Raw genomic sequence first — 22,778 nt, 5'->3', positions numbered from 1 at the left:
GGTCAGCTGACAAAAAGAGCTGGTGCTTAGGCACCGGCTCTTTTTTTACCACAAATTTCACACCTTTGATCTTCCTTTTTCATGGGGAACTGTTATGATTAGGAATACAATAACAACAGGGAGGGAGAAAGATGCTGCAGCATACGGAAAGACGCCGGTGGCGCTGGCTGCTGGTGGGGGCGCTGCTGCCGGGACTGTTCCTGGGGCAGCTGGACAATGCCGTCCAGCACCGGATGCCCCGGTACATCCAGCGCTATATGACAGGAGGGCCCCGGCTGGGGTTCCTCCAGTGGCCCCAGGATCTCCAGGCCGTCCGGTACGAGCTGGAGATCTTCTCCCAGATCCCTGAGGAACTGGATCCGGAACATTCGGTAGAAGAAGTCCTGTACCGGGATGCTGAAATCTACACCAACCGGATCCTGCTGGATGAAGAGAAGCTGCCGGATCTGGATGGAGAGCTGCCTCTTTTCTGGCGGGTCCGGGCCTACAACCTGGACGGGAATCCCCTGGGAGGCTATTCCCAGCCGGCAGAGCTCCAGAACACCCTGGAACGGAACCTGCGTGATGCACCGGTGCCCCGTCCCATGAAGAGGGACCAGCCCGGTTCCCGGATCCTGTATCCGGTGTATTCCTATACAAGTCTTCCGGGGGCCAGCCAGTACGAAGTGGAAGTGCTGGACCAGCTGCCGGAAAAAATGGGGGGCATCCTGCCTTCCCGGCACCGGGTCTATGCAGAAACTACGGAACTGACGGACCTGTACGACAAGGAACCCCGGATCGGCACTTATTACTGGCGGGTCCGGGGGATGGACGGCAAGGGCCGGCCGGTGGGGGAATGGAGCCTGCCGGAAAAAGTGGAACTGGAACCAACGGATCGGGTCCAGGTGGGCATCTTCGGAGACAGCATTTCCCATGGAGGGGGCCGGCTGTCCTTCAGCCCCTCGGACCTGGAATACAGCTATGCCCATTACATCTCTGTGCCTACAGTGAACCTGTCGGAAAGCGGGGACACCAGTGAAATGATGGTGGAACGGTTTGAACGGGATGTGCTGCCTTTCCATCTGAAGACCCTTCTGATCATGGGAGGCAGCAACAGCCTCCGGAATGGGACGGAACCGGAAGAGGTGATCGCCGATCTCCGGAAGATCCAGGCTATGTGTCGGGAAAACGGCATCACCCCGGTGCTCCTGACCCTGGCACCCATCAACCCGGGAAACATCGAAAAGGCTTTTGACGAGCCTACGGACAGCCACTGGCAGGAAGCTTTCCGGAAGGTGAACGCGTACATCCGCACCCAGCCCCACATCGATGTGGCGGCGCCTTTTGAAGCCATGGGTCCGGAGCTGCCTACGGAAATGGCCCTGGACGGTCTCCATGGAGACGTGCCCATGAAACGGATCATGGGCCAGGTGATCAGTGACCAGGTAAGGGAGTTTTTGTAAGGGTATGATATAATGACCCTGTAAACCAGAAAAAGGGGGCGGACCATGGATAAAAAGGCATTGAAGGCATTCTGCCGGGAACTGGGCCTGACGGAAGTGGGCGTGGCTCCCAGCCATCTGCCGGTGCCCGATCCTTTTCCGGAGGTGTGTCCCCTGGCGGCGGGGAAGGGACTGGAACGGTATGATCTTACCACTCTGCTCCCGGGCTGCCGGGGAGCCGTGGTGATCCTTTTTCCCTACCGGTTGGAACCGTCATCCGGCAGCAATCTGTCCTGTTACTGCCAGATCCCGGATTACCATCCGGTGGTCCGGGAGTATCTGGAGAAAATCGCCGGCTGGATGGAAGGCCAGGCCCCTGGCAGCCGGCAGCTGGCCATTGTGGATACCTCCCCTCTGGCGGAACGGGACCTGGCGGTCCAGGCCGGACTGGGATTTCTGGGGGACAACGGCTGCCTCATTAACGACACCTGGGGTTCCTGGTGCTTCATCGGGGCAGTGCTCACCACCCAGCCTCTGGAGCCGGACCGGCCTCTGGAACGGAGCTGCCGCCACTGCGGGGCCTGTGCCCGGGTCTGTCCCGGACAGTGTTTCCAGGGAGGGACCTACACCTACCGGACCTGCAAATCCTACCTGACCCAGAAAAAAGGAGAACTGACCGAATCAGAACAGGCTGTCCTCCGGGAAACGCCCCTGATCTTCGGCTGTGATGAATGCCAGCGGGTCTGCCCCCACAACCAGCAGGTGCCGGAAACCCCTCTGACAGAATTCCGCCGGGACCGTCTGCTCCGGCTGGACCGGCAGGATCTGGAAAACCTGACCAACCGGCAGTTCCGGGAACGGTACGGATCCTATGCCTTTGCCTGGCGGGGGAAAAAGCTCCTGCTCCGGAACCTGGAACTGGTGGAACAAAAGGAACAACAGGAAAGTCAGTGAACACAGGAGGTGTCCTATGGCAAATATCCAGACCATCCCGCTGCCCCGGGATCTGATCCAGTTTGTCTTTGAAGCGGCCTACATCCAGCGGTGGAACGATCATATCCGGCCCCAGGGCTTTACGGAACTGGACAAACAGGCTCACAAGATGATGATCCTCTATGTGCTGGCCCGGTATGAGGAACAGGACCATGGAGCCAGCCTGGACTGGCAGGTGCTGGTGGAAGGGGGCATCTTCGAATTCCTCCACCGGGTGGTGCTCACGGACATCAAGCCCCCGGTGTTCCACGAGCTGATGGAAAAAAGCGGCGCCCGGCTGAACCAGTGGGTGTACAAGGAACTGGTACGGCGGGTGCCGTCTCTGGCCGGCAGTCTCTTTATGGCCAAGATGGAGGCCTATCTGGACGGAGACAGCCATCCTTTGGAGAAACAGCTGATCCGGGCCGCCCACTACCTGGCCACGGAATGGGAGTTCCGGATCATCTACCGGATGAACCAGGGGATTTTCGGAGTGGAGGAAATCAGGGAGCGGATCGCCGACAACATCGAAGACCATTACAACCTGGCAGGGGTCCAGAAAATCGCCATGAACGGGAAGACCCGGAAGTTCGTGGATCTTATCGGCAAGCTCCGGTTCCAGAAGCGCTGGTCCCAGTCTCCCCGGGTGCCGGAAACTTCCGTCATGGGCCACGTGCTGGTGGTGGCCATCATGGGGTACTTCTGCGCCCTGTCCATGGGGGCCTGCAAGGGACGGCTGGTGAACGATTTCCTGGGCGGCCTGTGGCATGACCTGCCGGAAGTGCTCACCCGGGACATTATTTCTCCCATCAAAAGGTCCATCGAAGGCCTGGACGAACTGATCAAGGACATCGAACAGCGGCAGATGGAAGAAATCCTGCTGCCCCTCCTGCCGGCCGCCTGGCATGAGGATATCCTGAATTTCACCGTCCATGAATTCGATAACAGGATCCGGGAAAAGGGAAAGGTCCGGCTGCTGGCGGGGGATATCCCGGAAGCATACAACCGGGATGAGTACAGCCCGGTGGACGGCCGGGTGCTCAAGGGCTGCGACCATCTGGCGGCCTTTATGGAAGCCTGGCTCAGCATCCAGTGCGGCATCACCTCCTCCCATCTGGCAGGGGTGGTGGAAGAACTTCCCCGGGCCTACCAGGGAAAAATCATCGGCGGCGTCGATTTCGGGAAGATCTATGAGCAGTTCCGGTGAAATGTGTGCTGCACGTTATGTGCAGCACACATTTCTTATATATGCAATAAGAATACGATGAATTGCAGGAATTTTTCCTCAAAATAAATTTGTATACAAAATACAAAAAACGATTCCATATTTTCTGAAAGGTGCTATAATAAGCACTGTAAGGGTTCACTAGATACTATTTTTAGGAGGCGTTACAAATGAGTTTGTTTGAAATGGCAAAGATTCCTATGGAAAAGGCTAGTAAGCTGATCAATCTGGATCCCAACGCTGAGGCAGTCATCTCCCAGCCTGAACGGACCCTGGAAGTCAGCATCCCTGTAAAGATGGATGATGGCCACGTGGAAGTATTCACCGGCTACCGTTCTCAGAACAGCACCGTGCTTGGGCCTGCCAAAGGCGGCGTACGGTACCATCAGAACGTATCCATGGATGAAGTAAAGACCCTGGGCTTCTGGATGACCACCAAATGCGCCATCGCTGGTCTGCCTTACGGCGGCGGCAAAGGCGGCATCATTGTGGATCCCCGGAAAGTATCCAAGACTGAACTGGAAAAGATCACCCGTGGGTATATCGACAAGATTGCTCCGGTAATCGGCGAAAAGAAAGATATCCCGGCTCCTGACGTGAACACCAACGCCCAGATCATGGCCTGGATGTGCGATGAATTCTCCAAGATCAACTGCCAGTTCGCTCCTGGTTTCATCACCGGGAAAGCCATCTGCATGGGCGGTTCTCAGGGCCGTACCTCTGCGACGGGCCGTGGCGTAATCACCGCTACTCTGGAACTGCTGAAGAGAGAAGGAGTTAAACCGGAAGACGCTACTCTGGCTATCCAGGGCTTCGGCAACGTAGGTTCCTGGACCGCTAAATGCGCAGCCGACAAAGGCCTGAAGATTGTAGCTCTGAGCGATATCAGCGGCGGGATCTATGATGCCAACGGCTTCGATCCGTACAAAGTGGAAGAATATGCCAAGAACAACGGCGGCGTGATCAAAGGGTATCCTGGCGCTACCCCGATCAGCAACGAAGAAGTGCTGGAACAGGATGTAACCGTACTGATCCCGGCTGCTCTGGAACTGCAGATCACTGCCAAGAATGCTGACAAGATCAAAGCAAAAATGATCGTGGAAGCAGCCAACGGGCCGACCGATGCAGAAGCAGACGTCATCCTGGAAAAGAGAGGCATCCCTGTAGTGCCTGACGTGCTGGCCAACGGCGGCGGCGTAACCGTATCCTACTTCGAATGGGTACAGAACCTGTACAGATACTTCTGGACGGAAGAAGAAGTCGTCGACAGACAGGAACAGATGATGGTGAAGGCATTCGGCAACGTATATGACGCAGCCAAGAAATACAACACCACCATGCGTGTAGGCGCCTACATCGTAGCTCTGAACGCTCTGGTAGAACCTCTGAAACTGAGAGGCATTATCTAATAGAACCCTACAAACGGAGCTTGTGCCCAGACGGCACAGCAAAACACCCCGGACAGTGGCTGTCCGGGGTGTTTTGTAATTTTTTATATCCCTTTTTCCTCACAGAACCCGTTGATGGCTTCCAGAAAAGGATCTCCGTATTTTTCGTCCTTGTTCTGGCCCACGCCCATGACCTGGAGAAATTGTTCATGGGTCCGGGGCAGCTGCCGGCACATGTCCCGGAGAGTCCGGTCTCCGAATACCACAAAAGGCGGCACCATAGCCTGTTCCGCCAGCTGTTTCCGGAGGGCCCGGAGCCGGGTGAACAGTTGGGCCCCCATTTCCTGGGTGAACCCTTCCGGCAGGTCCAGCTCCGGCTGGACCTTCTTCTTTTTCCGGGGGCCGGAACCCCCATCCTGGGTCCCGGCTTCTTTCCGCAGCAGCACCCGGATGGAATCGTCCTGGAGTTCCCAGATCTTTTTGGAGATCTTCAGCACCGGGTACTTGTCCCGGGTGATCAGCAGGTAGCCCTGGTCCAGCAGGTTCTGGATCATTTCCTTGATTTCCTTCAGGGAATGCTGGTGGAGGGCTCCGAACATCCGCAGCCGGGAAAGTCCGGTTTCTTCCACCCGGGTGGACCGGCTGCCGGCCAGGGCGTTGGCAATCAGGGTGATGCCGTAGGGCCGCCGGGCCTCATGGATGCATTTTACGATGCTCTTGGTCTCTTCCGTCATGTCCACCTCTTCATAGTCTCCGTTGCAGGTGGAACAGTGATTGCACCGGGCCGGAGCATCTTCCCCAAAGTAGTGGAGGAGGGTCTGGCGGAGGCAGCTGGTGGTCCGGCAGTAATGCTCCATGGCATAGAGCTTCCGGAGATTGGCTTCTTCCACTTCTTCCAGCACTTCATTCTGCTCCTTGTGTTCCAGGAGGAATTTCTGGATCACCACATCCTGGGGAGAGAACAGCAGGATGCATTCCGAGGGCTCTCCGTCCCGGCCGGCCCGGCCCGCTTCCTGGTAGTAGTTTTCCAGACTGGAGGGCATGTTGTAGTGGAGTACGAAGCGCACGTTGGACTTGTCGATGCCCATGCCGAAGGCGTTGGTGGCGATGATCACCGGGGCCCTGTCGTACTGGAAATCCTCCTGGGCCTTCTGGCGCTCCTCCTGGCTCATCCCTGCATGGTACCGGGCAGCCGGGATCCCTTCCAGCCGGAGCCGGTCGCACAGTTCATCCACGTTCTTCCGGGTGGAACAGTAGATGATGCCGCTGTCTTCCGGATGATCCTTCAGATACCGGAGCACCCAGGCGTCCTTGTTCCGGGGATGTTCCACCCCGAAATACAGATTGCTCCGGTCGAAGCCGGTGACCAGGATCTGGGGATCCTGCAGTTCCAGGCTCTGGAGGATGTCATCCCGGACCTGCTCCGTGGCCGTGGCGGTAAAGGCTCCCACCACCGGTCTTTTCGGCAGGAATTCCAGGAAATCCAGGATCCGGGTGTAGCTGGGCCGGAAATCCTGTCCCCACTGGGAAATACAGTGAGCTTCGTCCACTGCCACCATGGAAATGGCAGCCTCTTTGGCGAAATCCCGGAACAGTTCCGTCTCCAGCCGTTCCGGGGCCACGTAGATCAGCTTGTAGGCACCGGCCCGGGCCTGGTCCAGGGTGGCGTAGAATTCCCGTCCGGACAGGGAACTGTTGATGTAAGCGGCCTGGATCCCGGCGGTTTCCAGAGCCTGGACCTGGTCCTGCATCAGGGAGATCAGGGGAGAAATCACCAGGGTGATCCCGGGGAGCAGCAGGGCGGGGATCTGGTAGCACAGGGATTTGCCGGCGCCGGTGGGCATGATGCCCAGCACGTCCCGGCCCTGGAGCAGGGCATCGATCAGGGATTCCTGACCGGGGCGGAAGGAAGTGTATCCAAAATACTTTTTCAGTGCAGATAGTTTGTCCATGCTGGGAAAAGGCCTCCTTCAGAAAAAATCAAACGGCTGTTTGTTTCAATCATAACGAAAACTCCAGAAAAAAGCAAGGACACCTCATGGACGATGAATTGTATACAAAATACAAAAAAATAAACAGTTATTTCTGAATCGTGCTATAATACAAATCGTAAAGGGTTCACTAGATACTATTTTTAGGAGGCGTTACAAATGAGTTTGTTTGAAATGGCAAAGATTCCTATGGAAAAGGCTAGTAAGCTGATCAACCTGGATCCCAACGCTGAGGCAGTCATCTCCCAGCCTGAACGGACCCTGGAAGTCAGCATCCCTGTAAAGATGGATGATGGCCACGTGGAAGTATTCACCGGCTACCGTTCTCAGAACAGCACCGTGCTTGGGCCTGCCAAAGGCGGCGTACGGTACCATCAGAACGTATCCATGGATGAAGTAAAGACCCTGGGCTTCTGGATGACCACCAAATGCGCCATCGCTGGTCTGCCTTACGGCGGCGGCAAAGGCGGCATCATTGTGGATCCCCGGAAAGTATCCAAGACTGAACTGGAAAAGATCACCCGTGGGTATATCGACAAGATTGCTCCGGTAATCGGCGAAAAGAAAGATATCCCGGCTCCTGACGTGAACACCAACGCCCAGATCATGGCCTGGATGTGCGATGAATTCTCCAAGATCAACTGCCAGTTCGCTCCTGGTTTCATCACCGGGAAAGCCATCTGCATGGGCGGTTCTCAGGGCCGTACCTCTGCGACGGGCCGTGGCGTAATCACCGCTACTCTGGAACTGCTGAAGAGAGAAGGAGTTAAACCGGAAGACGCTACTCTGGCTATCCAGGGCTTCGGCAACGTAGGTTCCTGGACCGCTAAATGCGCAGCCGACAAAGGCCTGAAGATTGTAGCTCTGAGCGATATCAGCGGCGGGATCTATGATGCCAACGGCTTCGATCCGTACAAAGTGGAAGAATATGCCAAGAACAACGGCGGCGTGATCAAAGGGTATCCTGGCGCTACCCCGATCAGCAACGAAGAAGTGCTGGAACAGGATGTAACCGTACTGATCCCGGCTGCTCTGGAACTGCAGATCACTGCCAAGAATGCTGACAAGATCAAAGCAAAAATGATCGTGGAAGCAGCCAACGGGCCGACCGATGCAGAAGCAGACGTCATCCTGGAAAAGAGAGGCATCCCTGTAGTGCCTGACGTGCTGGCCAACGGCGGCGGCGTAACCGTATCCTACTTCGAATGGGTACAGAACCTGTACAGATACTTCTGGACGGAAGAAGAAGTCGTCGACAGACAGGAACAGATGATGGTGAAGGCATTCGGCAACGTATATGACGCAGCCAAGAAATACAACACCACCATGCGTGTAGGCGCCTACATCGTAGCTCTGAACGCTCTGGTAGAACCTCTGAAACTGAGAGGCATTATCTAATAGAACCCTACAAACGGAGCTTGTGCCCAGACGGCACAGCAAAACACCCCGGACAGTGGCTGTCCGGGGTGTTTTGCTGTGTGTCTGCAGACGGGCGGCTCTGGCGACATTTTGCCAGAGGCAAAAGTCTTGAACCGACCCTGCGGATTCGGCTTATCCATTTCAAAAATTTGCCTGTAAATTTTTCGTTGGCTGTAGGCTGGTGACTGCTGACTAGTGACTGGAAGGGGGTATTCACACCTCCCTCGGATACACCGTCAAAAAATGGTTCTGGGCGTCTTTCAGGGCGGCGATCACCGCCTTCTGGGACAGGGCCAGAAACCGGCTGCGGAGTTCTTCCACCATCCGGTCCATGTCCTTCAGCAGGTTTTTCCCGATCAGGATGTCTTGGAGAAAGGCGATGGTGTCCGCCATGATCATGTTGGCGCTGCAGTGGAGGATCAGGCCGGTGTTCCGCTGGATCACCAGGCTCAGGGTGAAGGTGCCGTACAGGGTATTGATCACATCTTCCCGGGATACTTTGGCCACCCCGGTGACAAAAATGGAATCAGAAGGATAGTGTTTGTCCATAGAGGAAAGCTCCTTTGCAATGAATTGATTTTAGGGTATCACAAAAAGCCGGCAGGGGTCAATGACAGGACGAAAAATTCACAAAATTCTGTTGCACTGCTGACGGGAATATGCTATACTAAACATGTTATGAAGAAAGTATAAGACAACTGGATAAATCCTTATGGATCTGGGAACAGTTTCCCCTGTTTCTGACCGTCTGTAAGGCCTGGATCGGCAGTCCTTCCCCATGGGACTGTCTGTTCAGGCCTTTTTTGTTTGAGTTCAGGAGGTAAAGTATCATGATGCAGGCAAAGCAACCCATTGGCGTAATCGATTCCGGCGTAGGCGGGCTCACCGTCCTGAAATGGCTCCAGGCCAAGCTGCCCCACGAAGATTTCATCTTTATCGGGGATACGGCCCGGACCCCTTACGGCAACCGGCCCCGGGAAGAAATCACCCGGTTTGTGGGAGAGATGACCGACTGGCTGGACAAACGGCACATCAAACAGCTGGTGGTGGCCTGCAATACCATTACGGTGCTGGGGCTGGACGTGATCAAGGGGAACCATTCCTTTGACGTGATCGGCATGGCCAAAGGCGCCCGGATGGTCCCGGGAGTGACGAAGAACAACCGGGTGGGCTTTTTTGCCACGGATTTCACCGTATCCACCGGGGCCCACAAACGGGAAATCCAGCGGATCAGCCCGGAAATCCAGGTGTTCGGACAGGGGTGTCCCAAGTTCGTGCCGCTGATCGAAGGAGAGAAATTCGGCACGCCGGAACTGAAGGCGGCCATCCACGAATATGCGGACAAGCTCCGGGAACATCATGTGGATACGGTACTTCTGTCCTGCACCCATTATCCCTTTGTCCGGAAGGAAATCGAAGAGGAATTCGGTCCGGAAGTGACCATCCTGGATCCGGCGGAACGGACCGCCCAGGATGCTCTGGAAAACCTGGAAAAACGGGGGCTGGCACGGACGGATGGCCTGGGCCGGGCGGAAGTGTGCTTTACCGCCGACCTGGAACGGGGACGGCGGCTGGCGGCCCGGATGCTGGATCTGAGCAAGTGCAGCTTCCATCTGATCGATTTGAAAAAAGATCCGGAACAACCGGAAAAAGAAGGAAAAAAGGCGTGAAAGAGGGGGTGCTGCACGTTGCGTGCAACACCCCCTCTTTAAATCACCGCTGCAGTATGATTTCAAAGCAGATGGGCAGGGACATGGCAAAAACCGCCCATCTGCTTTTGTATTCTTTCATGACAATCAGGATCCTCCATACAGTGTAACTATTGATTCAGGCTTTTTTTATGCTAGCACAGGGACAGAGTCATGACAAGGAAAAAGAAAATAGTCGGGGAATGTGGAATTTTTAGAAATGTTCGTATATAATAAAAAGAAATGAAATAATCATTATCAGGCGGGGAGTGAAAAATTATGGAAAACAAAGAACGGCGGGATACCATCCTGGCCATGCTCCGAAAAGCCGACAAACCGGTGACCGGAACGGACATGGCCAGGGTATGCCAGGTAAGCCGTCAGATCATCGTAGGAGACATTGCCCTGCTGCGGGCCAGCGGAACCCCCATCATTTCCACCCCTCGAGGCTATCAGCTCCAGGAGTTCCGAAAACAAGGGGTGCAGGAATCCTTCCTGTGCCGCCATGGGGCGGACCAGGTGGAGGCGGAACTGAACGCCATTGTGGATAACGGGGGAGTTGTCCACAATGTGGTTGTGGAACATGAGGTATACGGCTTCATGGAAGGGGAGCTGAACCTCCGGTCCCGGAGAGACGTGCAGCTGTACATCCAGCGGATGAAGGAGACAAAGGCACCGCTGCTGTCCACCATGTCCAACGGAATCCACACCCATCTGGTGGAAACCAACACCGAAGAAGAAATGGAAGCCATCCGCAAAGCCCTGGAGAAACTGGGGGTGCTGGTGGAATAAAAGAAAATGCAAAAGGGGCTGCCGCCTACGCGGCAGCCCCTTTTGCATCCATCACCATCCCTGCCAGGATGATGGCGAAGCCGGCAAGGACCATGGGACCCGGGTACTGGTGGAGGAACAGGGCCACCCACAAAGGTCCCAGGATCATTTCCCACAGGGCCAGCACCGAAGCTTTCCGGGCGGGGATTTTCTGGACTCCCAGGTTGAAGAATCCGTAGCCCCCGGCCACCTGGACCACCCCCAGGATCAGCATCAGCCCCCATTCCTGGCCCTTCATGGCCGGCAGGGCAGCCCGGGCGGTGGGGAACAGGAGAAAGACCGCCAGGGCGGTGAACAGGTTCCCGATAGCGGTAATCCCCAGAGCATTGGTCCGGGTGGCTTTCTTGGAGGCCAGGCTCATGCCTGCAAAGAAAATCCCTTCCGTGAGGGCAATCAGGTTCCCCAGAGGATGGGAATCCCCGCTGCCTCCGGAGAGCATGAAGCACAGGACCCCGGCCATGATCACCGCCACCGGCAGGAAGGCCCGGCGGCTGAAATACCGGGTCTGGAACCAGTACAGCAGGAACAGCCAGATGGTGGCGGTGTACTGCATGCCGATGGCAATGGCGGCGGAAGTCAGGGACAGGGAAACAATCACGCTGAGACACAGGGCACAGTAGGCCAGGACATAAGCCAAGAGGTACCGGTTCCAGGCGATTTCCCGGGGCCGCACAAAAGGCAGCAGCACCAGCCCGGCGATCAGGGACCGGAGTCCGCAGATCAGGAAGGGGTCCAGGGTCAGATACTTCACCAGAGGGGAATTCAGGCTCCAGCAGACAGCTCCCAGAAGGACCAGGGCGCTGCCGGACAGGGCAGGGAGACGGGGCATGGGGATACCCTCCTTTCCAATGAGGAAAAATTCGTACTTGACGTTTAATCACGATTAAAATATAATCATGATTAGAAATCAGCTATATTATAAAAGCGGCCTGAAAAATTGTCAACCATCTTCCCGGAACGGGAATCAGGATCAGCAGTCAGGAGGTGCCCTGCCCCATATGGAAAACCAAAATCAGGAAACCCAAAAACAACAGCGAAAGGAACTGACTCTCCGGCAGAAGCGGAACATGATGTATTTTGTGGAAGCTACGGAGAAAATCCTCAAGGAAGAGGGAATCCCCGGAGTGACCATCCGGCGGATCGCCGCCGAGGCCGGGTACAACAGTGCCACCCTCTACAACTATTTCCAGGACCTGGACGAACTGATTCTGTTCGGATCGGTGTGCTTCCTCCGGGATTACCTGCTGAGCCTGGCCAGGCACCTGGAACCGGAGATGACTGCCCTGGAACGGTACCGGACCATCTACCGGTGCTTCAATGAAAGAGCCTTCCGGTTCCCGGAGATCTTCTACAACATGTTCTTTGGCCGGTACAGCGCCAAACTGGGCCATGTGATCCAGGTCTATTATCTGGACCTGTTCCCGGAAGAACTCCAGGGACTGCCGGCGGATGTCCGGGAAATGGTGGTCCGGGGCACCCTGGTGGAACGGGATCAGGTAATGATGAAGAGCCTGGTGGAAGAAGGGTATGTGGCCGGAAACCGGGCTTCGGAAACCCTGGAAATCATCGTGGCTCTCCATGGCAGCTACATCCACCGGGCCTGCCTTTTGGGCAGCAGCCTGGACCGGCCCCTTCTGGAAAAGCAGTTCCTGCACATTTTCGACTATGTCCTGGCAGCAGCCAGACCCGGGGAATCCACCCGGGGCAACCGTAATCATACAGTCTGAAAAAGGAGTGGTACAAAATGGCGGAAGAAAAGAAAAAAGGCTTCAAGCTCCATGCTCTGAACCCCATGGTCCTTCTGGGCATCATCATGTTCCTGGCTTTCCTGGCCTCTTACATCGTCCCGGCCGGGGAATACAGCCGGGTGATGAACCCCGTCCTTAACAAGGAAGTGGTGGATCCCGCCACCTTCCATTACATCCAGCAACAGCCGGTGAGCCCCTTCTATCTGTTCCAGTCCCTGACCCTGGGACTCCAGAACGCAGCGGAAATCATTTCTTTCCTGTTCATCATCGGGGGCATGTTTGCCATTATGGACGCTACCGGAGCCATTAACGCCGGACTGTCCAATGTGGTGGAAAAAATGAAGGGCCGGGAACTGATGATGATCCCGGTGTGCATGGTGCTTTTCAGCCTGCTGTCCGCCTTTGCCGGCTGTTTTGAAGAATTCCTGGCCTTCACCCCTCTGGTGATCGGGGTTTCCGTGGCCATGGGGTTCGATTCCCTCACCGCCATTGCCATTGTGTTCTGTGCGGCGCCGGTGGGGTATGCGGGAGCCATGACCAACCCCTTTACCATCGGGGTGGCCCAGGGCATTTGCGGTCTGCCCATGTTTTCCGGTATGGGACTCCGGGCTGTGCTGTTTGTGGTGATGAACATCGTAACCATTCCCTATGTGATGTGGTATGCCAACAAAGTCCGGAAGAATCCGGAACTGAGTACGGTCCGGGAAGAAGACCTGCTGTACAACAGCCATCTGAAACTCCAGGAAACTCCAGTGATCACCCTCCGGCACAAACTGGTGCTGGTGCTGTTTGTGGCCACCATCGGCGCCGTGGTCCTGGGCGTACTGAAATTTGACTTCTACATCAACGAAATGGCCGGGCTGTTCCTGGTGTGCGGGATCCTGGCCGGGATTATCGGGGGCCTGTCCTCCGGGGAAATCGCCGATGCTTTCCTGGCCGGCTGCAGCAACATGCTGTTCGCCAACCTGGTCATCGGCATGTGCAACGCGGCGGTGCTGATCATGCAGAACGCCCACATTATGGATACGGTGATCCACTACATGGCCAGCCTGCTGAACGGGCTGCCGCCCACTCTCAGTGCCTGCGGCATGTTCATCGTCCAGGATCTGTTCAACGTGCTGGTGCCTTCCGGCAGCGGCAAGGCGGCCATTACCATGCCTCTGTTTGCCCCGCTGGCGGATCTCATCGGGGTCACCCGGCAGACGGCTGTGCTGGCTTTTCAGATGGGGGATGCCTTCACCAACGTATTTGCTCCCACCAGTGGGGAAGTGGTGGCCGCCTGTGCCATGGCCCACATCTCCTTCGGGAAATGGTTCCGCTGGCTGGCGCCTCTCTTTGCCATCTGGTGCGTGGTGGCCATGGTGTTCATGGTGATCGCCGTCCAGATCCACTATGGTCCGTTCTGACAAGGAGGCAGTATGATGGAAAAAGAAAATTTCGGCAGCCTGGAAGAACTGCTCCGGCATCCGGTGTTCCGGCACTTTGCCCGGATCTGCCAGATCCCTCACCCTTCCTTTAAGGAAAAGGCCCTCAGCGATGCCCTGTTCCAGTGGGCCCGGGAAAAAGGCTATGCCGTCCGTCAGGATGAATGGAACAATGTGCTGCTGCGGAAGCCGGCTTCCCCCGGATACGAAAACCGGCCGGGGGTCATGCTCCAGGCCCATCTGGACATGGTCTGCCAGAAGGCAAAGGGGGTGGAACACGACTTCCTGCAGGATCCCATCCATCTGGAACTGGAGGGGGATATCCTGTCCACCGGAGGGCGGACCACCCTGGGGGCCGATGACGGCATCGGGGTGGCGCTGGCTCTGGCCCTTTTGGAAGACGGGTCCTTTGCCCATCCGGAACTGGAAGTGCTGCTGACCACCGCCGAGGAAGAAGACCTTAGCGGGGCCCAGAATGTGGACGCCAGTGATTTCCGGTCCCATTACCTGGTGAACATCGACAATGCGGTGGAACGCCATTCGGTAACCGGCAGCTGCGGAGGCTTCGGGGTGAACTTCCACCTGCCGGTGACCTGGGAAGCGGTGCCGGAAGGGGCCCGGTTCTTCCATCTGAAGGTGGAAGGGCTCCAGGGAGGCCATTCAGGGGAAGACATCCACCGGGGCCGGGGAAACGCCAATATTTTCCTGATCCGGATGCTCCTGTCCGCCCGGAAAGAAATGCCCCTCCGGCTGTCTTCCCTTCATGGAGGCACCTTCCGACTGGCCATTCCCCGGGATGGGGAAGCGGTGGTGCTGGTGCCCCGGGGCAAGGAAGAAGCCTTCCTCCAGGCGGTGAACGCTGCAGCGGAAGAACTGCGCCGGGAATACAAGGCCGTGGCTGCCAATCTGAAGATTTCCGTGGAAGAGACCCAGGGACCGGACAACGGACTGGTGGTGTCCCGGGAAGTGACGGACAAGTTCATCCAGGTGCTGGTGCTGTCTCCCAACGGAATCTCGGAAATGAATGCCGCCGTGCCCGGGGTGGTCCAAAGCTCCGACAACCTGGGAGAAATCCGTCTGGAACGGGAACAGAACCGGCTGGTGGTGGTCTACGAGATCCGCACCTCCTTCCGGTCCAAGGCGGAATACATCTGGGATAAAATCCATCTCCTGGCCCAGATGGTGGGGGGGACCTGCGAGAAATTCGCCGCCTATCCCGGCTGGCCCCATGATCCGGATTCCCGGCTGACGCCCCTGGTCCAGCAGGTGTATGAGGAAACCTTTGGAGAAAAAATGGACGCCACTCCCATCCATTCCGGCCTGGAGTGCGGATGCCTGATCGAGAAGAAACCGGACCTGGACGCCATCTCCCTGGGCCCCGACTGCTGGGACCTCCATTCTCCTCAGGAAAGGCTCAGCGTAAAGAGCACCATCAGGATGTATGAGTTTTTGAAGAAGCTTCTGGAACAAATTGCATAAAAAATAAGGGGCTGTGAAGAAAGAAAAGATTCACTTCTTCACAGCCTCTCTGGTCGCAACCTGCGACCGGGGGTGTGGATTTTCCACACCCCCTTCTTTTATTTTCCCAGCAACTGGATAAAGGCCCGGACTGCGTATGGGGTAAATTCCCTGTCCGGCAGCAGGGCATGGAAGGTGCGGATGCAGTCCCGATCAGAAAGCCTGAAGAACAAAAGGGTTTCGCTGTCCCGGGAAACCATGGCATCACTGACAAAGGTGGCGGCCAGTCCATGCTCTGCCAGCCGGTAGGCGGTGGCCAGCTGGGAAAGCATCAGTTTGACATGGGGAGTGAAGCCGGCTTCCCTGAACAGGATCTGACAGCGCTGATGGAGGTTGTTTCCTGGGGTCAGAAGGATGAAGGGCAGATCCTGGAATCGGGCCAAAGGGAGGGAGGGGCAGTCCGGCTGACCGGCCCGGCCTTCCAGCACATCCTGGCAGGTCAGGGCACTGGGCAGCAGCGGATCAGGCAGTGGATAGGAACGGGGCACAGCCAGCAGGATCTGGTCCTGAAAAGCCCGGTAGTGATGGCTGTGGCGCCGGATGATGGTTGGATCGCAGCTGAAGGTCAGATCCAGGTCTTCTCTTTCCAGAAGGGATAGAAGGGCATCAGAACCTTCTTCAATGAGCTTCAGCTGAATCCTGGGGTATGTTTCTGCAAAGGCTGTCAGCAGGTTGGGGATTTTGTAAGAAAGGATATAATGGCTCCCTCCGATGGTGAGACTGCCTGTCTGGAGATCTTTCAGCTGTTGGACTTCCCGGTCCAGATCTTTTTCCAGGTGCTGCATTTTCCGGATGGCTTTCAAATAAAGGACACCGGCTGGGGTCAGCTGTATCGGGCGCCGGTTCCGGATGAACAGAGGCATGCCGATCCGGGCTTCGATCTTCCGCAGGGCGATGCTCAGGGCAGGCTGGGTGATAAACAGTTTTTCTGCGGCCCGGGTAAAACTGCCTTCCCGATAAATGGTGTAGATGTATTCATAGTCGGCATTCATGGAATCCACCTCTTCTTATAAAACTAGTTTATAGAATTATATATATGATAAATTGGATTATATAGCAAAAGAATGATATTGTAAATATAAGAAAAATCAAGGAATTCCGAAGGGGAGGAAAAGTATGAAAATCAATGGACTGCTGATGGACGACCAGGACAATGTGGTCACCTGTGTGGCCGAAATCCGGAAAGGGGATCAGGTGGTTTATCAGAAAGATGGAAAAATGGAAACGCTGGAGGCAAAGGAAGACATTCCGTTCTGTCATAAAATCGCCCTGGTGGATCTGCCCAAGGATGGTTCGGTGATCAAATATGGAGAATTGCTGGGAAAGACCCGGGAACCCATCGGGAAGGGCCATTGGGTCTCTGACAAAAATATCTTCAGTGTGCCCAGAGATTATGAACAGGAATTTGTAAAGGAATAAGGAGTGACAATCATGGAATTTTGGGGATATAAGAGAAAAGAAGGAAGAGCCGGGATCCGCAATCATGTCCTGATCCTGCCCACCTGCGCCTGCGGCAGTGAAACGGCCCGTATCGTAGCCAGCCAGGTCAAGGGAGCCGTAAACATCATTTTCAATACCGGATGCTCCGATGTGGCGGCCAACACGGCCATGTCCCAGAAGGTGCTCACAGGATTTGCCTGCAACCCCAATGTGTACGGGGTGGTGATCATTGGTCTGGGCTGTGAAACCGTACCTCATCTGAAACTGAAGGAAAAAATCCAGCAGATGACCTCCAAACCGGTTGTTTCTTTTGGCATCCAGGACGAGGGAGGCACCCTGAAGACCATCGAAAAAGCAGTCCGGGCGGCCCGGGAAATGGTAGCGGAAGCAGCGCTCCAGCAGAAAGAACTGTGTGACATTTCCAATCTGCTGCTGGGCATCGAATGCGGCGGATCCGATGCCACCAGCGGCATTGCCAGCAACCCGGCTGTGGGAGAACTGAGTGACCTGCTGGTGGACCTGGGGGCTTCTACCATCATGAGCGAATCCATCGAATGGATCGGTGCGGAACATGTACTGGCCAAACGGGCAGCCACTCCCCACATCCACAACCAGATCATCCAGATCTGCAAAGACTATGAGGCCCATCTGATGGCCGCCGGCCAGGACTGCCGGGCCGGGCAGCCTACCCCGGGGAACAAGGCAGGGGGACTTTCCACCCTGGACGAAAAGAGCCTGGGCTGCATCCGCAAAGGCGGTACCCGTCCCATTGTGGAAGTGCTGGAACAGGCAGCACGGCCTTCCTGCCAGGGCGCCATTGTGATGGATACGGCAGGGTACGACATTTCTTCCGTAACCTCCATGGTAGCCGGGGGCTGCAATGCGGTAATCTTCACCACCGGCCGGGGGACGCCCACCGGGAATGCCATTGTACCGGTCATCAAGGTTACGGGCAATGAACGGACCTACCGGAAAATGGAAGACAACATGGATGTGGATGTAAGTGCCATTGTCCGGGGCGAAAAAACCTTCAAGGAATGCGGCAAAGACATGCTCCAGGTGATCCAGGATGTGTGCAACGGCAAGATGACCAAAGCGGAAGCTTTTGGCTTCTCGGATATTGCCGTGGATCATGTGTGCCGGTTTGTCTGATGGAAAAAGGGAAAAGGAGAGCGATGAAAAATGGGATTTATTTGTAAACCGTGGAATCGGCTGAGCCTTTTCACCCGGATCATGATCGGGTTTGTCCTGGGGATTGTCCTGGGACTGGTCCTGGGACCCCGGGCCGAAGTACTGAAGCCCCTGGGGACCATCCTGACCAATCTGCTGACCATGGTGGTGGCTCCTCTGGTATTTACCCTGCTGGTCTGTGCGGCAGCAGATGTGGGAGACGGCAAACGGCTGGGACGGATCGGCATCAAAACGGTCATCATCTTCCTGGTCAGCACGGCATTGGCCATTGTCCTGGGGCTGGTGGTGAGCAACATGATGAACATTGGTGCCGGGGTGGAACTGAGCAATATGGCAGCTCCTCAGCCCAAGGGACAGGCACCGGCTTCCATGCTGGATACGGTGATCAATATCATCCCGGTGAACATCTTTGCTTCACTGGCCAAACAGAATCTGCTCCAGATCATCTTCTTTGCCCTGATCATGGGTTTCGCCCTGCTGAAACTGGGTGACAAGGGCAAGCCCCTGCTGGATTGCTGCCGGGCAGGCCAGGAAGTAATGAAGGAAATCACCAACATGGCTCTGGAATTCACTCCCTACGGGGTGCTGGGACTGATGGCCTCCGTTGTGGGGAAAAACGGGACGGCCATCCTGATCCCCTACATCAAGACCATCGGGGCTATGTATCTGTGTGCTGTGGTGTATCTGCTGGTGGTCCAGGCTGTTCTGATGGTGGGCGTATTCGGCCGGGTCAGTCCCCTGAAATTCCTGAAGAACATGAAGGAAGCCATGACCTTTGTGTTTGCCACCTGTTCCAGTGTGGCCACCATCCCCCTGAACCTGGCCTGTGTAAAGAAAGTGGGGGTGGATGAAGAAACCGCCAATTTTGTGATTCCCTTCGGCGCTGTCATGAACATGAACGGGACGGCCATTTATGAAGCGGTTGCTGTGGTGTTCACGGCCCAGATCTTCGGGGTGGAACTGACCTTTACCCAGCAGGTGATGATCATGCTGACTGCCACCCTGGCCTCTATCGGGACGGCGGGAATTCCCGGGTCCGGGCTGGTCATGCTGACCATTGTGCTCAGTTCGGTGAATCTGCCCATGGAAGCCATCGGCCTTTTGGCAGGGATCGACCGGATCCTGAACATGGCCCGCTGCGTACCCAACATCGTGGGAGATGCGGCAACAGCGGTCATCGTGGCCCAGTCGGAAGGAACGCTGAAAAGATAAAAAAAGAAGAGGGTGCTGTACCTTGCGTGCAGCACCCTCTTCTTTCATTCTGCTGTTTTGGCTGCTTTTTCCACGGCTTCCGGCAGGGTCACGTCTTTACCCTGCTGGTAGTCGAACTGGAAGGCGAAGACCAGGGTGGAGCTTCCCAGCAGGCTGGTGAACATCTGCTGCTGCTCCGGGGTGATCTTTTTGGTCTTGGCGGCGGCATCCAGGATGTAACCGCCGGTGGTCTGGAGCACCGGGGTCATGTCCATGCCCAGCCGTTTCATCCGCCAGGTCTTTTTATCCAGCACCACTGTGTAGGGCACGTCCTTTACCTGGGCCACCAGGGACTGGATCTGTTCTGCATCCTTCTGCTTTTTGAATTCCGGATCCTGGGCCAGCTTATTGGCCAGCTTCTGGCCGTCCAGGGTGAATTCCAGGGTCTTTTCCCGGCTGGTTTCCTTGGTTACCTTGGCGGAAGACAGGTACTCCAGCAGTTCCTTTTCGGCTTTTTTGCTGTCCGGATTGGGCAGGAGAGGCAGGGTGTAGGGACGGACACTTTTGGCCCAGCCTTTGCCGCTGTTGATGTACTGGGTCAGCTGGCCTTTTTCCGCAAAGAAATAGGCGTCAATGGGCTGGCTGGCGGTCTGCTGGCCGGTGAGCAGGGTCAGCTCCCCGGTGCCGTGGAGATCTCCGCTGAGCTTTTCCATCCGGGTATTCTTTTTGTCTGTTTCTTCCACTCCGTTCCCGGTAAGGGACAGGTTCCCCACTCCGATGGGGCTGAACAGGGTGCCCTTCATTTCGTACTGGATGTATTTTTCCTTGGCCATGACGCTCTGGACACGGACCATGTCTTTCACCACAGCCTTGTCTACGGGAGAAGCAGCCTGGGCCAGGGAGCCGGCGGAAAGCACCAGCAGCAGGGACAGGCCTGCCGCACGGATTTTCGATAACAATGCCATAAAAAAAGCCTCCTTTTCAGATCAACGTCTGTTTGTTCCTTATTCTATCCTCTTAGCATGTCACATTCAAGGAGGAAAGTCAAAGGAAAAAGTTTTGAACTTTTCGGGAAGAACCGGTGCGAGGGCCGGGGGATATGGTATCATGACAGCAGATAACTGGAAAAGGAGAGGATACCATGAACAACGAAGTACTGGAAGCCATGCAGCTCCGCAGGAGCATCCGCAGTTTCAAACCGGACCCGGTGCCGGAAACCGATCTTCAGGAAATCATCAAGGCAGGACTCTATGCCCCCAGTGGCAGAGGCAGCCAGGATACCATCATCCTGGCCATTACCAACCCGGCCATGGTGAAGCGGCTGAGCCGGCTGAACTGTGAAATCGGCGGCTGGGCTCCGGATTTCGATCCTTTTTACGGGGCACCGGCCGTGCTCATCGTACTGGCGGACAAGACGAAGCCCACGGAAGTGTATGACGGGTCCCTGGTCATGGGGAATCTGATGCTGGCCGCCCATTCTCTGGGCCTGGGCAGCTGCTGGATCCATCGGGCCAAGGAAGAATTCGAACGGCCGGAAGGCAAAGCCCTGCTGAAAACCCTGGGTATCACCGGCGAATGGGAAGGCATCGGCCACTGCGCAGTGGGCTATGTAAAGGGAGATATCCCCATCGCTCCCCTGCGGAAGGAACATCGGGTGTATTGGATGAAATAAGGAGCATATTGCAGAGGCAATATGCTCCGGTCGCGGGTCGCGACAAAAGGGGTGCTGCGTCAGCAGCACCCCTTTTAAAATACTTCCGATTCCGCCGTCCTCTGGTAATTCTTCTCCAGCATGGCTTTGTGGGAGAGAAAGCGGGGATCGTCGAAATATTTGGCCCCTTTGGGACAGTATTTGATGCAGGCCTGACATTTGATGCAGATGCCGGGGACTTCATCGGTGTTTTCCGGATTGATGGACCCCATGGGACACACCTGGGCGCATTTGCCGCAGTGATCGCATTTGGTCAGGTCCGTTTGGGGCTTGGCTTTCAGGAACTTGGCAGGCTGGCCGTCTTCTCCCAGAGGGATGTAGTAGGGGGCCACCGGGGCGTCTCCGTTGATGCTCACTCTTTCCAGAGGCTCTCCGCTCCGGAGTTTTCCTTCCACCCGGTCCAGCAGTTCCTGGAATTTTTCTTTGTCCTGAACCGTGGGATGATCCCGGCCGATGGCGGCAAAGGCGTGGGGAGCGGCAAAGGCACCGGCAGCGAACACCCGGAAATCCTTCTTTTCCAGTTCATCCCGAAGTTCCGTCAGAGAGCTGTCGTAACTCCGGTTGCCGAAGGTCACCAGGGCCACAGCCGGGGTCTTGTTTTCCGGATCTCCGGAAAACAGCTGCTGGACAAAGGGCAGGGCCTTGTTGGGAATCCGGCCGGCATAGGTGGGCATCCCGAAGATCACCAGGGTGGCGGGACCGAAGGTATGGAGAGTCTGCTGATCCTGGGGCAGGGTGAAGGAATGATGGGACAGGGTGACCCCTTCTGCCTGGAAACGGCGGGCCAGCTGTTCCCCGAATTCCCGGACCAGGGCTTCCGTCTGACCGGTGGGACTGAAAGAAATGGCGGCAATATGGGTAATCAAGAACAAGACCTCCCTAAAGAACTGAATTTTCAGCCAATGGATTTTCTTTTTATCATACCCTATTTTCAAGAGAAAAGCCAGTGCCAGGGCCTTCCTTTCAAAAAATTTGCTACCGGTCCCGGAAATGGCCTATAATAAAAACAGCAAACCTACCAAAGACAGGGGGAATACCCATGAGTGAACTGATGATCCGGGAGGCCACGGCGGAGGACGCAGCGGCCATCCGTTCTGTTTATGCACCCTATGTGGAAAGCACGGTGATCACCTTTGAATACCAGGTGCCCAGTGTGGAGGAATTCCGGCGGCGGATCGCCCATACCCAGGAACGCTATCCCTATTTTGTGGCGGTGGAGGACGGCCGGGTGCTGGGGTACGCCTATGCCGGACCCTTTGTGGGCCGTCCGGCCTATGACTGGTCCGCGGAACTGAGCATCTATGTGGACTGCCATCTTCGGAAAAAGGGACTGGGAAAGAAACTCTACGGCGCCCTTCTGGAAGCCCTGAAAAAAATGGGGATCCTGGATGTGTACGCCTGTATCGGCTATCCGGAACAGCCGGACGAATACCTGGACTTCAACAGCGCCCAGTTCCATGCCCATCTGGGGTTTGAACCGGTGGGGCTCTTCAAAAACTGCGGCTACAAGTTCAACCGCTGGTACCATATGATCTGGATGGGGAAGAACATCGGGGAACACGGGAAGAACCAGCCGGCTGTCCGGCCCTATCCGGAAGTCCAGGCCGGGGAATAGAAAGG

The 22,778-nt window shown here is 56.1% G+C and carries 21 protein-coding genes; 15 read left to right on the top strand and 6 right to left on the bottom strand.

From position 1 onward, the window contains the following. Window positions 1–131: 131 nt before the first annotated feature. The 4 genes from ACTQY5_RS05195 (at window position 132) to ACTQY5_RS05180 (ending at window position 5,027) form a co-directional block, all read left to right on the top strand. A complete protein-coding gene (locus ACTQY5_RS05195; RefSeq protein WP_022487631.1) occupies window positions 132–1,442 on the top strand; it encodes an SGNH/GDSL hydrolase family protein in 1,311 nt (436 codons plus the stop codon). Between the two features lie 45 nt (window positions 1,443–1,487). Next, window positions 1,488–2,375: an epoxyqueuosine reductase gene (locus ACTQY5_RS05190; protein WP_370833077.1), complete on the top strand. Its 888-nt coding sequence runs from the start codon at window positions 1,488–1,490 to the stop codon at window positions 2,373–2,375. Between the two features lie 16 nt (window positions 2,376–2,391). Beyond that, on the top strand, window positions 2,392–3,600 hold the full coding sequence (locus ACTQY5_RS05185; protein WP_022487629.1) for an HD domain-containing protein: 1,209 nt from the start codon (window positions 2,392–2,394) through the stop codon (window positions 3,598–3,600). Window positions 3,601–3,788: 188 nt separating this feature from the next. After that, window positions 3,789–5,027: a Glu/Leu/Phe/Val family dehydrogenase gene (locus ACTQY5_RS05180; protein ID WP_154487823.1), complete on the top strand. Its 1,239-nt coding sequence runs from the start codon at window positions 3,789–3,791 to the stop codon at window positions 5,025–5,027. A gap of 83 nt (window positions 5,028–5,110) precedes the next feature. Here ACTQY5_RS05180 and recQ read toward each other — a convergent pair whose 3' ends face one another. Beyond that, window positions 5,111–6,958 carry a DNA helicase RecQ gene (recQ, locus tag ACTQY5_RS05175; protein WP_288310403.1) on the bottom strand — a complete coding sequence of 616 codons (1,848 nt, stop codon included), beginning with the start codon at window positions 6,956–6,958 and terminating at the stop codon, window positions 5,111–5,113. Window positions 6,959–7,156: 198 nt separating this feature from the next. Here recQ and ACTQY5_RS05170 point away from each other — a divergent pair, with 198 nt between their 5' ends. Continuing rightward, the gene (locus tag ACTQY5_RS05170) at window positions 7,157–8,395 is read left to right on the top strand and encodes a Glu/Leu/Phe/Val family dehydrogenase (protein WP_154487823.1); all 1,239 of its coding nucleotides are present in this window, start codon (window positions 7,157–7,159) and stop codon (window positions 8,393–8,395) included. A gap of 234 nt (window positions 8,396–8,629) precedes the next feature. On the opposite strand, the gene ACTQY5_RS05165 is transcribed toward ACTQY5_RS05170, so the two are convergent. Continuing rightward, window positions 8,630–8,965: a DUF3870 domain-containing protein gene (locus ACTQY5_RS05165; RefSeq protein ID WP_022487582.1), complete on the bottom strand. Its 336-nt coding sequence runs from the start codon at window positions 8,963–8,965 to the stop codon at window positions 8,630–8,632. A gap of 284 nt (window positions 8,966–9,249) precedes the next feature. Between ACTQY5_RS05165 and murI the strand changes: the two genes are divergently transcribed. Together murI and ACTQY5_RS05155 are read left to right on the top strand one after the other, a co-directional pair. After that, window positions 9,250–10,086 (top strand): glutamate racemase, encoded by an 837-nt coding sequence (murI, locus tag ACTQY5_RS05160; protein ID WP_441368917.1) that lies wholly within the window; start codon window positions 9,250–9,252, stop codon window positions 10,084–10,086. Window positions 10,087–10,383: 297 nt separating this feature from the next. Then, complete coding sequence (locus ACTQY5_RS05155) at window positions 10,384–10,896, top strand: transcription repressor NadR (RefSeq protein ID WP_118287208.1); 513 nt, start codon at window positions 10,384–10,386, stop codon at window positions 10,894–10,896. Between the two features lie 25 nt (window positions 10,897–10,921). Here ACTQY5_RS05155 and ACTQY5_RS05150 read toward each other — a convergent pair whose 3' ends face one another. Then, window positions 10,922–11,764 (bottom strand): DMT family transporter, encoded by an 843-nt coding sequence (locus tag ACTQY5_RS05150; protein WP_441368896.1) that lies wholly within the window; start codon window positions 11,762–11,764, stop codon window positions 10,922–10,924. Window positions 11,765–11,933: 169 nt separating this feature from the next. Here ACTQY5_RS05150 and ACTQY5_RS05145 point away from each other — a divergent pair, with 169 nt between their 5' ends. From ACTQY5_RS05145 to ACTQY5_RS05135, 3 genes are read left to right on the top strand one after another with little or no spacing between them, the layout of a single operon-like run. Then, window positions 11,934–12,662, top strand: coding sequence for a TetR/AcrR family transcriptional regulator (locus tag ACTQY5_RS05145; protein WP_231086553.1), 729 nt, complete (start codon window positions 11,934–11,936; stop codon window positions 12,660–12,662). Window positions 12,663–12,679: 17 nt separating this feature from the next. After that, window positions 12,680–14,089, top strand: a complete 1,410-nt coding sequence (locus tag ACTQY5_RS05140) for a YfcC family protein (RefSeq protein ID WP_022487466.1) — start codon at window positions 12,680–12,682, stop codon at window positions 14,087–14,089. Between the two features lie 12 nt (window positions 14,090–14,101). Further along, window positions 14,102–15,586, top strand: coding sequence for an aminoacyl-histidine dipeptidase (locus ACTQY5_RS05135; RefSeq protein WP_154487820.1), 1,485 nt, complete (start codon window positions 14,102–14,104; stop codon window positions 15,584–15,586). Between the two features lie 98 nt (window positions 15,587–15,684). Here ACTQY5_RS05135 and ACTQY5_RS05130 read toward each other — a convergent pair whose 3' ends face one another. Then, window positions 15,685–16,617 (bottom strand): LysR family transcriptional regulator, encoded by a 933-nt coding sequence (locus ACTQY5_RS05130; RefSeq protein WP_022487464.1) that lies wholly within the window; start codon window positions 16,615–16,617, stop codon window positions 15,685–15,687. A 124-nt stretch (window positions 16,618–16,741) separates the two neighbouring features. Between ACTQY5_RS05130 and ACTQY5_RS05125 the strand changes: the two genes are divergently transcribed. Genes ACTQY5_RS05125 through ACTQY5_RS05115 form a run of 3 tightly spaced genes read left to right on the top strand, consistent with a single transcriptional unit; the run spans window position 16,742 to window position 19,468 of the window. Then, window positions 16,742–17,044 (top strand): UxaA family hydrolase, encoded by a 303-nt coding sequence (locus ACTQY5_RS05125; RefSeq protein ID WP_022487463.1) that lies wholly within the window; start codon window positions 16,742–16,744, stop codon window positions 17,042–17,044. Between the two features lie 12 nt (window positions 17,045–17,056). Then, entirely contained in the window at window positions 17,057–18,217 is a 1,161-nt protein-coding gene (locus tag ACTQY5_RS05120; RefSeq protein ID WP_441368895.1) for a UxaA family hydrolase, read from the top strand. A 30-nt stretch (window positions 18,218–18,247) separates the two neighbouring features. Then, window positions 18,248–19,468 carry a dicarboxylate/amino acid:cation symporter gene (locus tag ACTQY5_RS05115; protein WP_441368894.1) on the top strand — a complete coding sequence of 407 codons (1,221 nt, stop codon included), beginning with the start codon at window positions 18,248–18,250 and terminating at the stop codon, window positions 19,466–19,468. A 44-nt stretch (window positions 19,469–19,512) separates the two neighbouring features. On the opposite strand, the gene ACTQY5_RS05110 is transcribed toward ACTQY5_RS05115, so the two are convergent. Further along, window positions 19,513–20,412 (bottom strand): hypothetical protein, encoded by a 900-nt coding sequence (locus ACTQY5_RS05110; protein ID WP_022487460.1) that lies wholly within the window; start codon window positions 20,410–20,412, stop codon window positions 19,513–19,515. A 176-nt stretch (window positions 20,413–20,588) separates the two neighbouring features. On the opposite strand from ACTQY5_RS05110, the gene ACTQY5_RS05105 reads away from it, so the two are divergent. Further along, entirely contained in the window at window positions 20,589–21,119 is a 531-nt protein-coding gene (locus ACTQY5_RS05105; RefSeq protein ID WP_022487459.1) for a nitroreductase, read from the top strand. A gap of 74 nt (window positions 21,120–21,193) precedes the next feature. Here ACTQY5_RS05105 and ACTQY5_RS05100 read toward each other — a convergent pair whose 3' ends face one another. After that, window positions 21,194–22,024: a 4Fe-4S binding protein gene (locus ACTQY5_RS05100; RefSeq protein WP_329778164.1), complete on the bottom strand. Its 831-nt coding sequence runs from the start codon at window positions 22,022–22,024 to the stop codon at window positions 21,194–21,196. 173 nt (window positions 22,025–22,197) lie between these two features. On the opposite strand from ACTQY5_RS05100, the gene ACTQY5_RS05095 reads away from it, so the two are divergent. Continuing rightward, window positions 22,198–22,773 carry a GNAT family N-acetyltransferase gene (locus ACTQY5_RS05095; protein WP_022487457.1) on the top strand — a complete coding sequence of 192 codons (576 nt, stop codon included), beginning with the start codon at window positions 22,198–22,200 and terminating at the stop codon, window positions 22,771–22,773. Window positions 22,774–22,778 lie beyond the last annotated feature (5 nt).

It is taken from the genome of Acidaminococcus sp. HCP3S3_H5, from assembly GCF_052122235.1.
GTDB lineage: Bacteria > Bacillota > Negativicutes > Acidaminococcales > Acidaminococcaceae > Acidaminococcus.
This window is presented reverse-complemented; position numbering and strand designations above follow the sequence as displayed.

Excerpts from the sequence above, each read along its gene's own strand:
- ACTQY5_RS05195 (WP_022487631.1), top strand. The coding sequence starts at position 132 with ATGCTGCAGCATACGGAAAGACGCCGGTGGCGCTGGCTGCTGGTGGGG.
- ACTQY5_RS05190 (WP_370833077.1), top strand. The coding sequence starts at position 1,488 with ATGGATAAAAAGGCATTGAAGGCATTCTGCCGGGAACTGGGCCTGACG.
- ACTQY5_RS05185 (WP_022487629.1), top strand. The coding sequence starts at position 2,392 with ATGGCAAATATCCAGACCATCCCGCTGCCCCGGGATCTGATCCAGTTT.
- ACTQY5_RS05180 (WP_154487823.1), top strand. The coding sequence starts at position 3,789 with ATGAGTTTGTTTGAAATGGCAAAGATTCCTATGGAAAAGGCTAGTAAG.
- recQ (WP_288310403.1), bottom strand. The coding sequence starts at position 6,958 with ATGGACAAACTATCTGCACTGAAAAAGTATTTTGGATACACTTCCTTC.
- ACTQY5_RS05170 (WP_154487823.1), top strand. The coding sequence starts at position 7,157 with ATGAGTTTGTTTGAAATGGCAAAGATTCCTATGGAAAAGGCTAGTAAG.
- ACTQY5_RS05165 (WP_022487582.1), bottom strand. The coding sequence starts at position 8,965 with ATGGACAAACACTATCCTTCTGATTCCATTTTTGTCACCGGGGTGGCC.
- murI (WP_441368917.1), top strand. The coding sequence starts at position 9,250 with ATGCAGGCAAAGCAACCCATTGGCGTAATCGATTCCGGCGTAGGCGGG.
- ACTQY5_RS05155 (WP_118287208.1), top strand. The coding sequence starts at position 10,384 with ATGGAAAACAAAGAACGGCGGGATACCATCCTGGCCATGCTCCGAAAA.
- ACTQY5_RS05150 (WP_441368896.1), bottom strand. The coding sequence starts at position 11,764 with ATGCCCCGTCTCCCTGCCCTGTCCGGCAGCGCCCTGGTCCTTCTGGGA.
- ACTQY5_RS05145 (WP_231086553.1), top strand. The coding sequence starts at position 11,934 with ATGGAAAACCAAAATCAGGAAACCCAAAAACAACAGCGAAAGGAACTG.
- ACTQY5_RS05140 (WP_022487466.1), top strand. The coding sequence starts at position 12,680 with ATGGCGGAAGAAAAGAAAAAAGGCTTCAAGCTCCATGCTCTGAACCCC.
- ACTQY5_RS05135 (WP_154487820.1), top strand. The coding sequence starts at position 14,102 with ATGATGGAAAAAGAAAATTTCGGCAGCCTGGAAGAACTGCTCCGGCAT.
- ACTQY5_RS05130 (WP_022487464.1), bottom strand. The coding sequence starts at position 16,617 with ATGAATGCCGACTATGAATACATCTACACCATTTATCGGGAAGGCAGT.
- ACTQY5_RS05125 (WP_022487463.1), top strand. The coding sequence starts at position 16,742 with ATGAAAATCAATGGACTGCTGATGGACGACCAGGACAATGTGGTCACC.
- ACTQY5_RS05120 (WP_441368895.1), top strand. The coding sequence starts at position 17,057 with ATGGAATTTTGGGGATATAAGAGAAAAGAAGGAAGAGCCGGGATCCGC.
- ACTQY5_RS05115 (WP_441368894.1), top strand. The coding sequence starts at position 18,248 with ATGGGATTTATTTGTAAACCGTGGAATCGGCTGAGCCTTTTCACCCGG.
- ACTQY5_RS05110 (WP_022487460.1), bottom strand. The coding sequence starts at position 20,412 with ATGGCATTGTTATCGAAAATCCGTGCGGCAGGCCTGTCCCTGCTGCTG.
- ACTQY5_RS05105 (WP_022487459.1), top strand. The coding sequence starts at position 20,589 with ATGAACAACGAAGTACTGGAAGCCATGCAGCTCCGCAGGAGCATCCGC.
- ACTQY5_RS05095 (WP_022487457.1), top strand. The coding sequence starts at position 22,198 with ATGAGTGAACTGATGATCCGGGAGGCCACGGCGGAGGACGCAGCGGCC.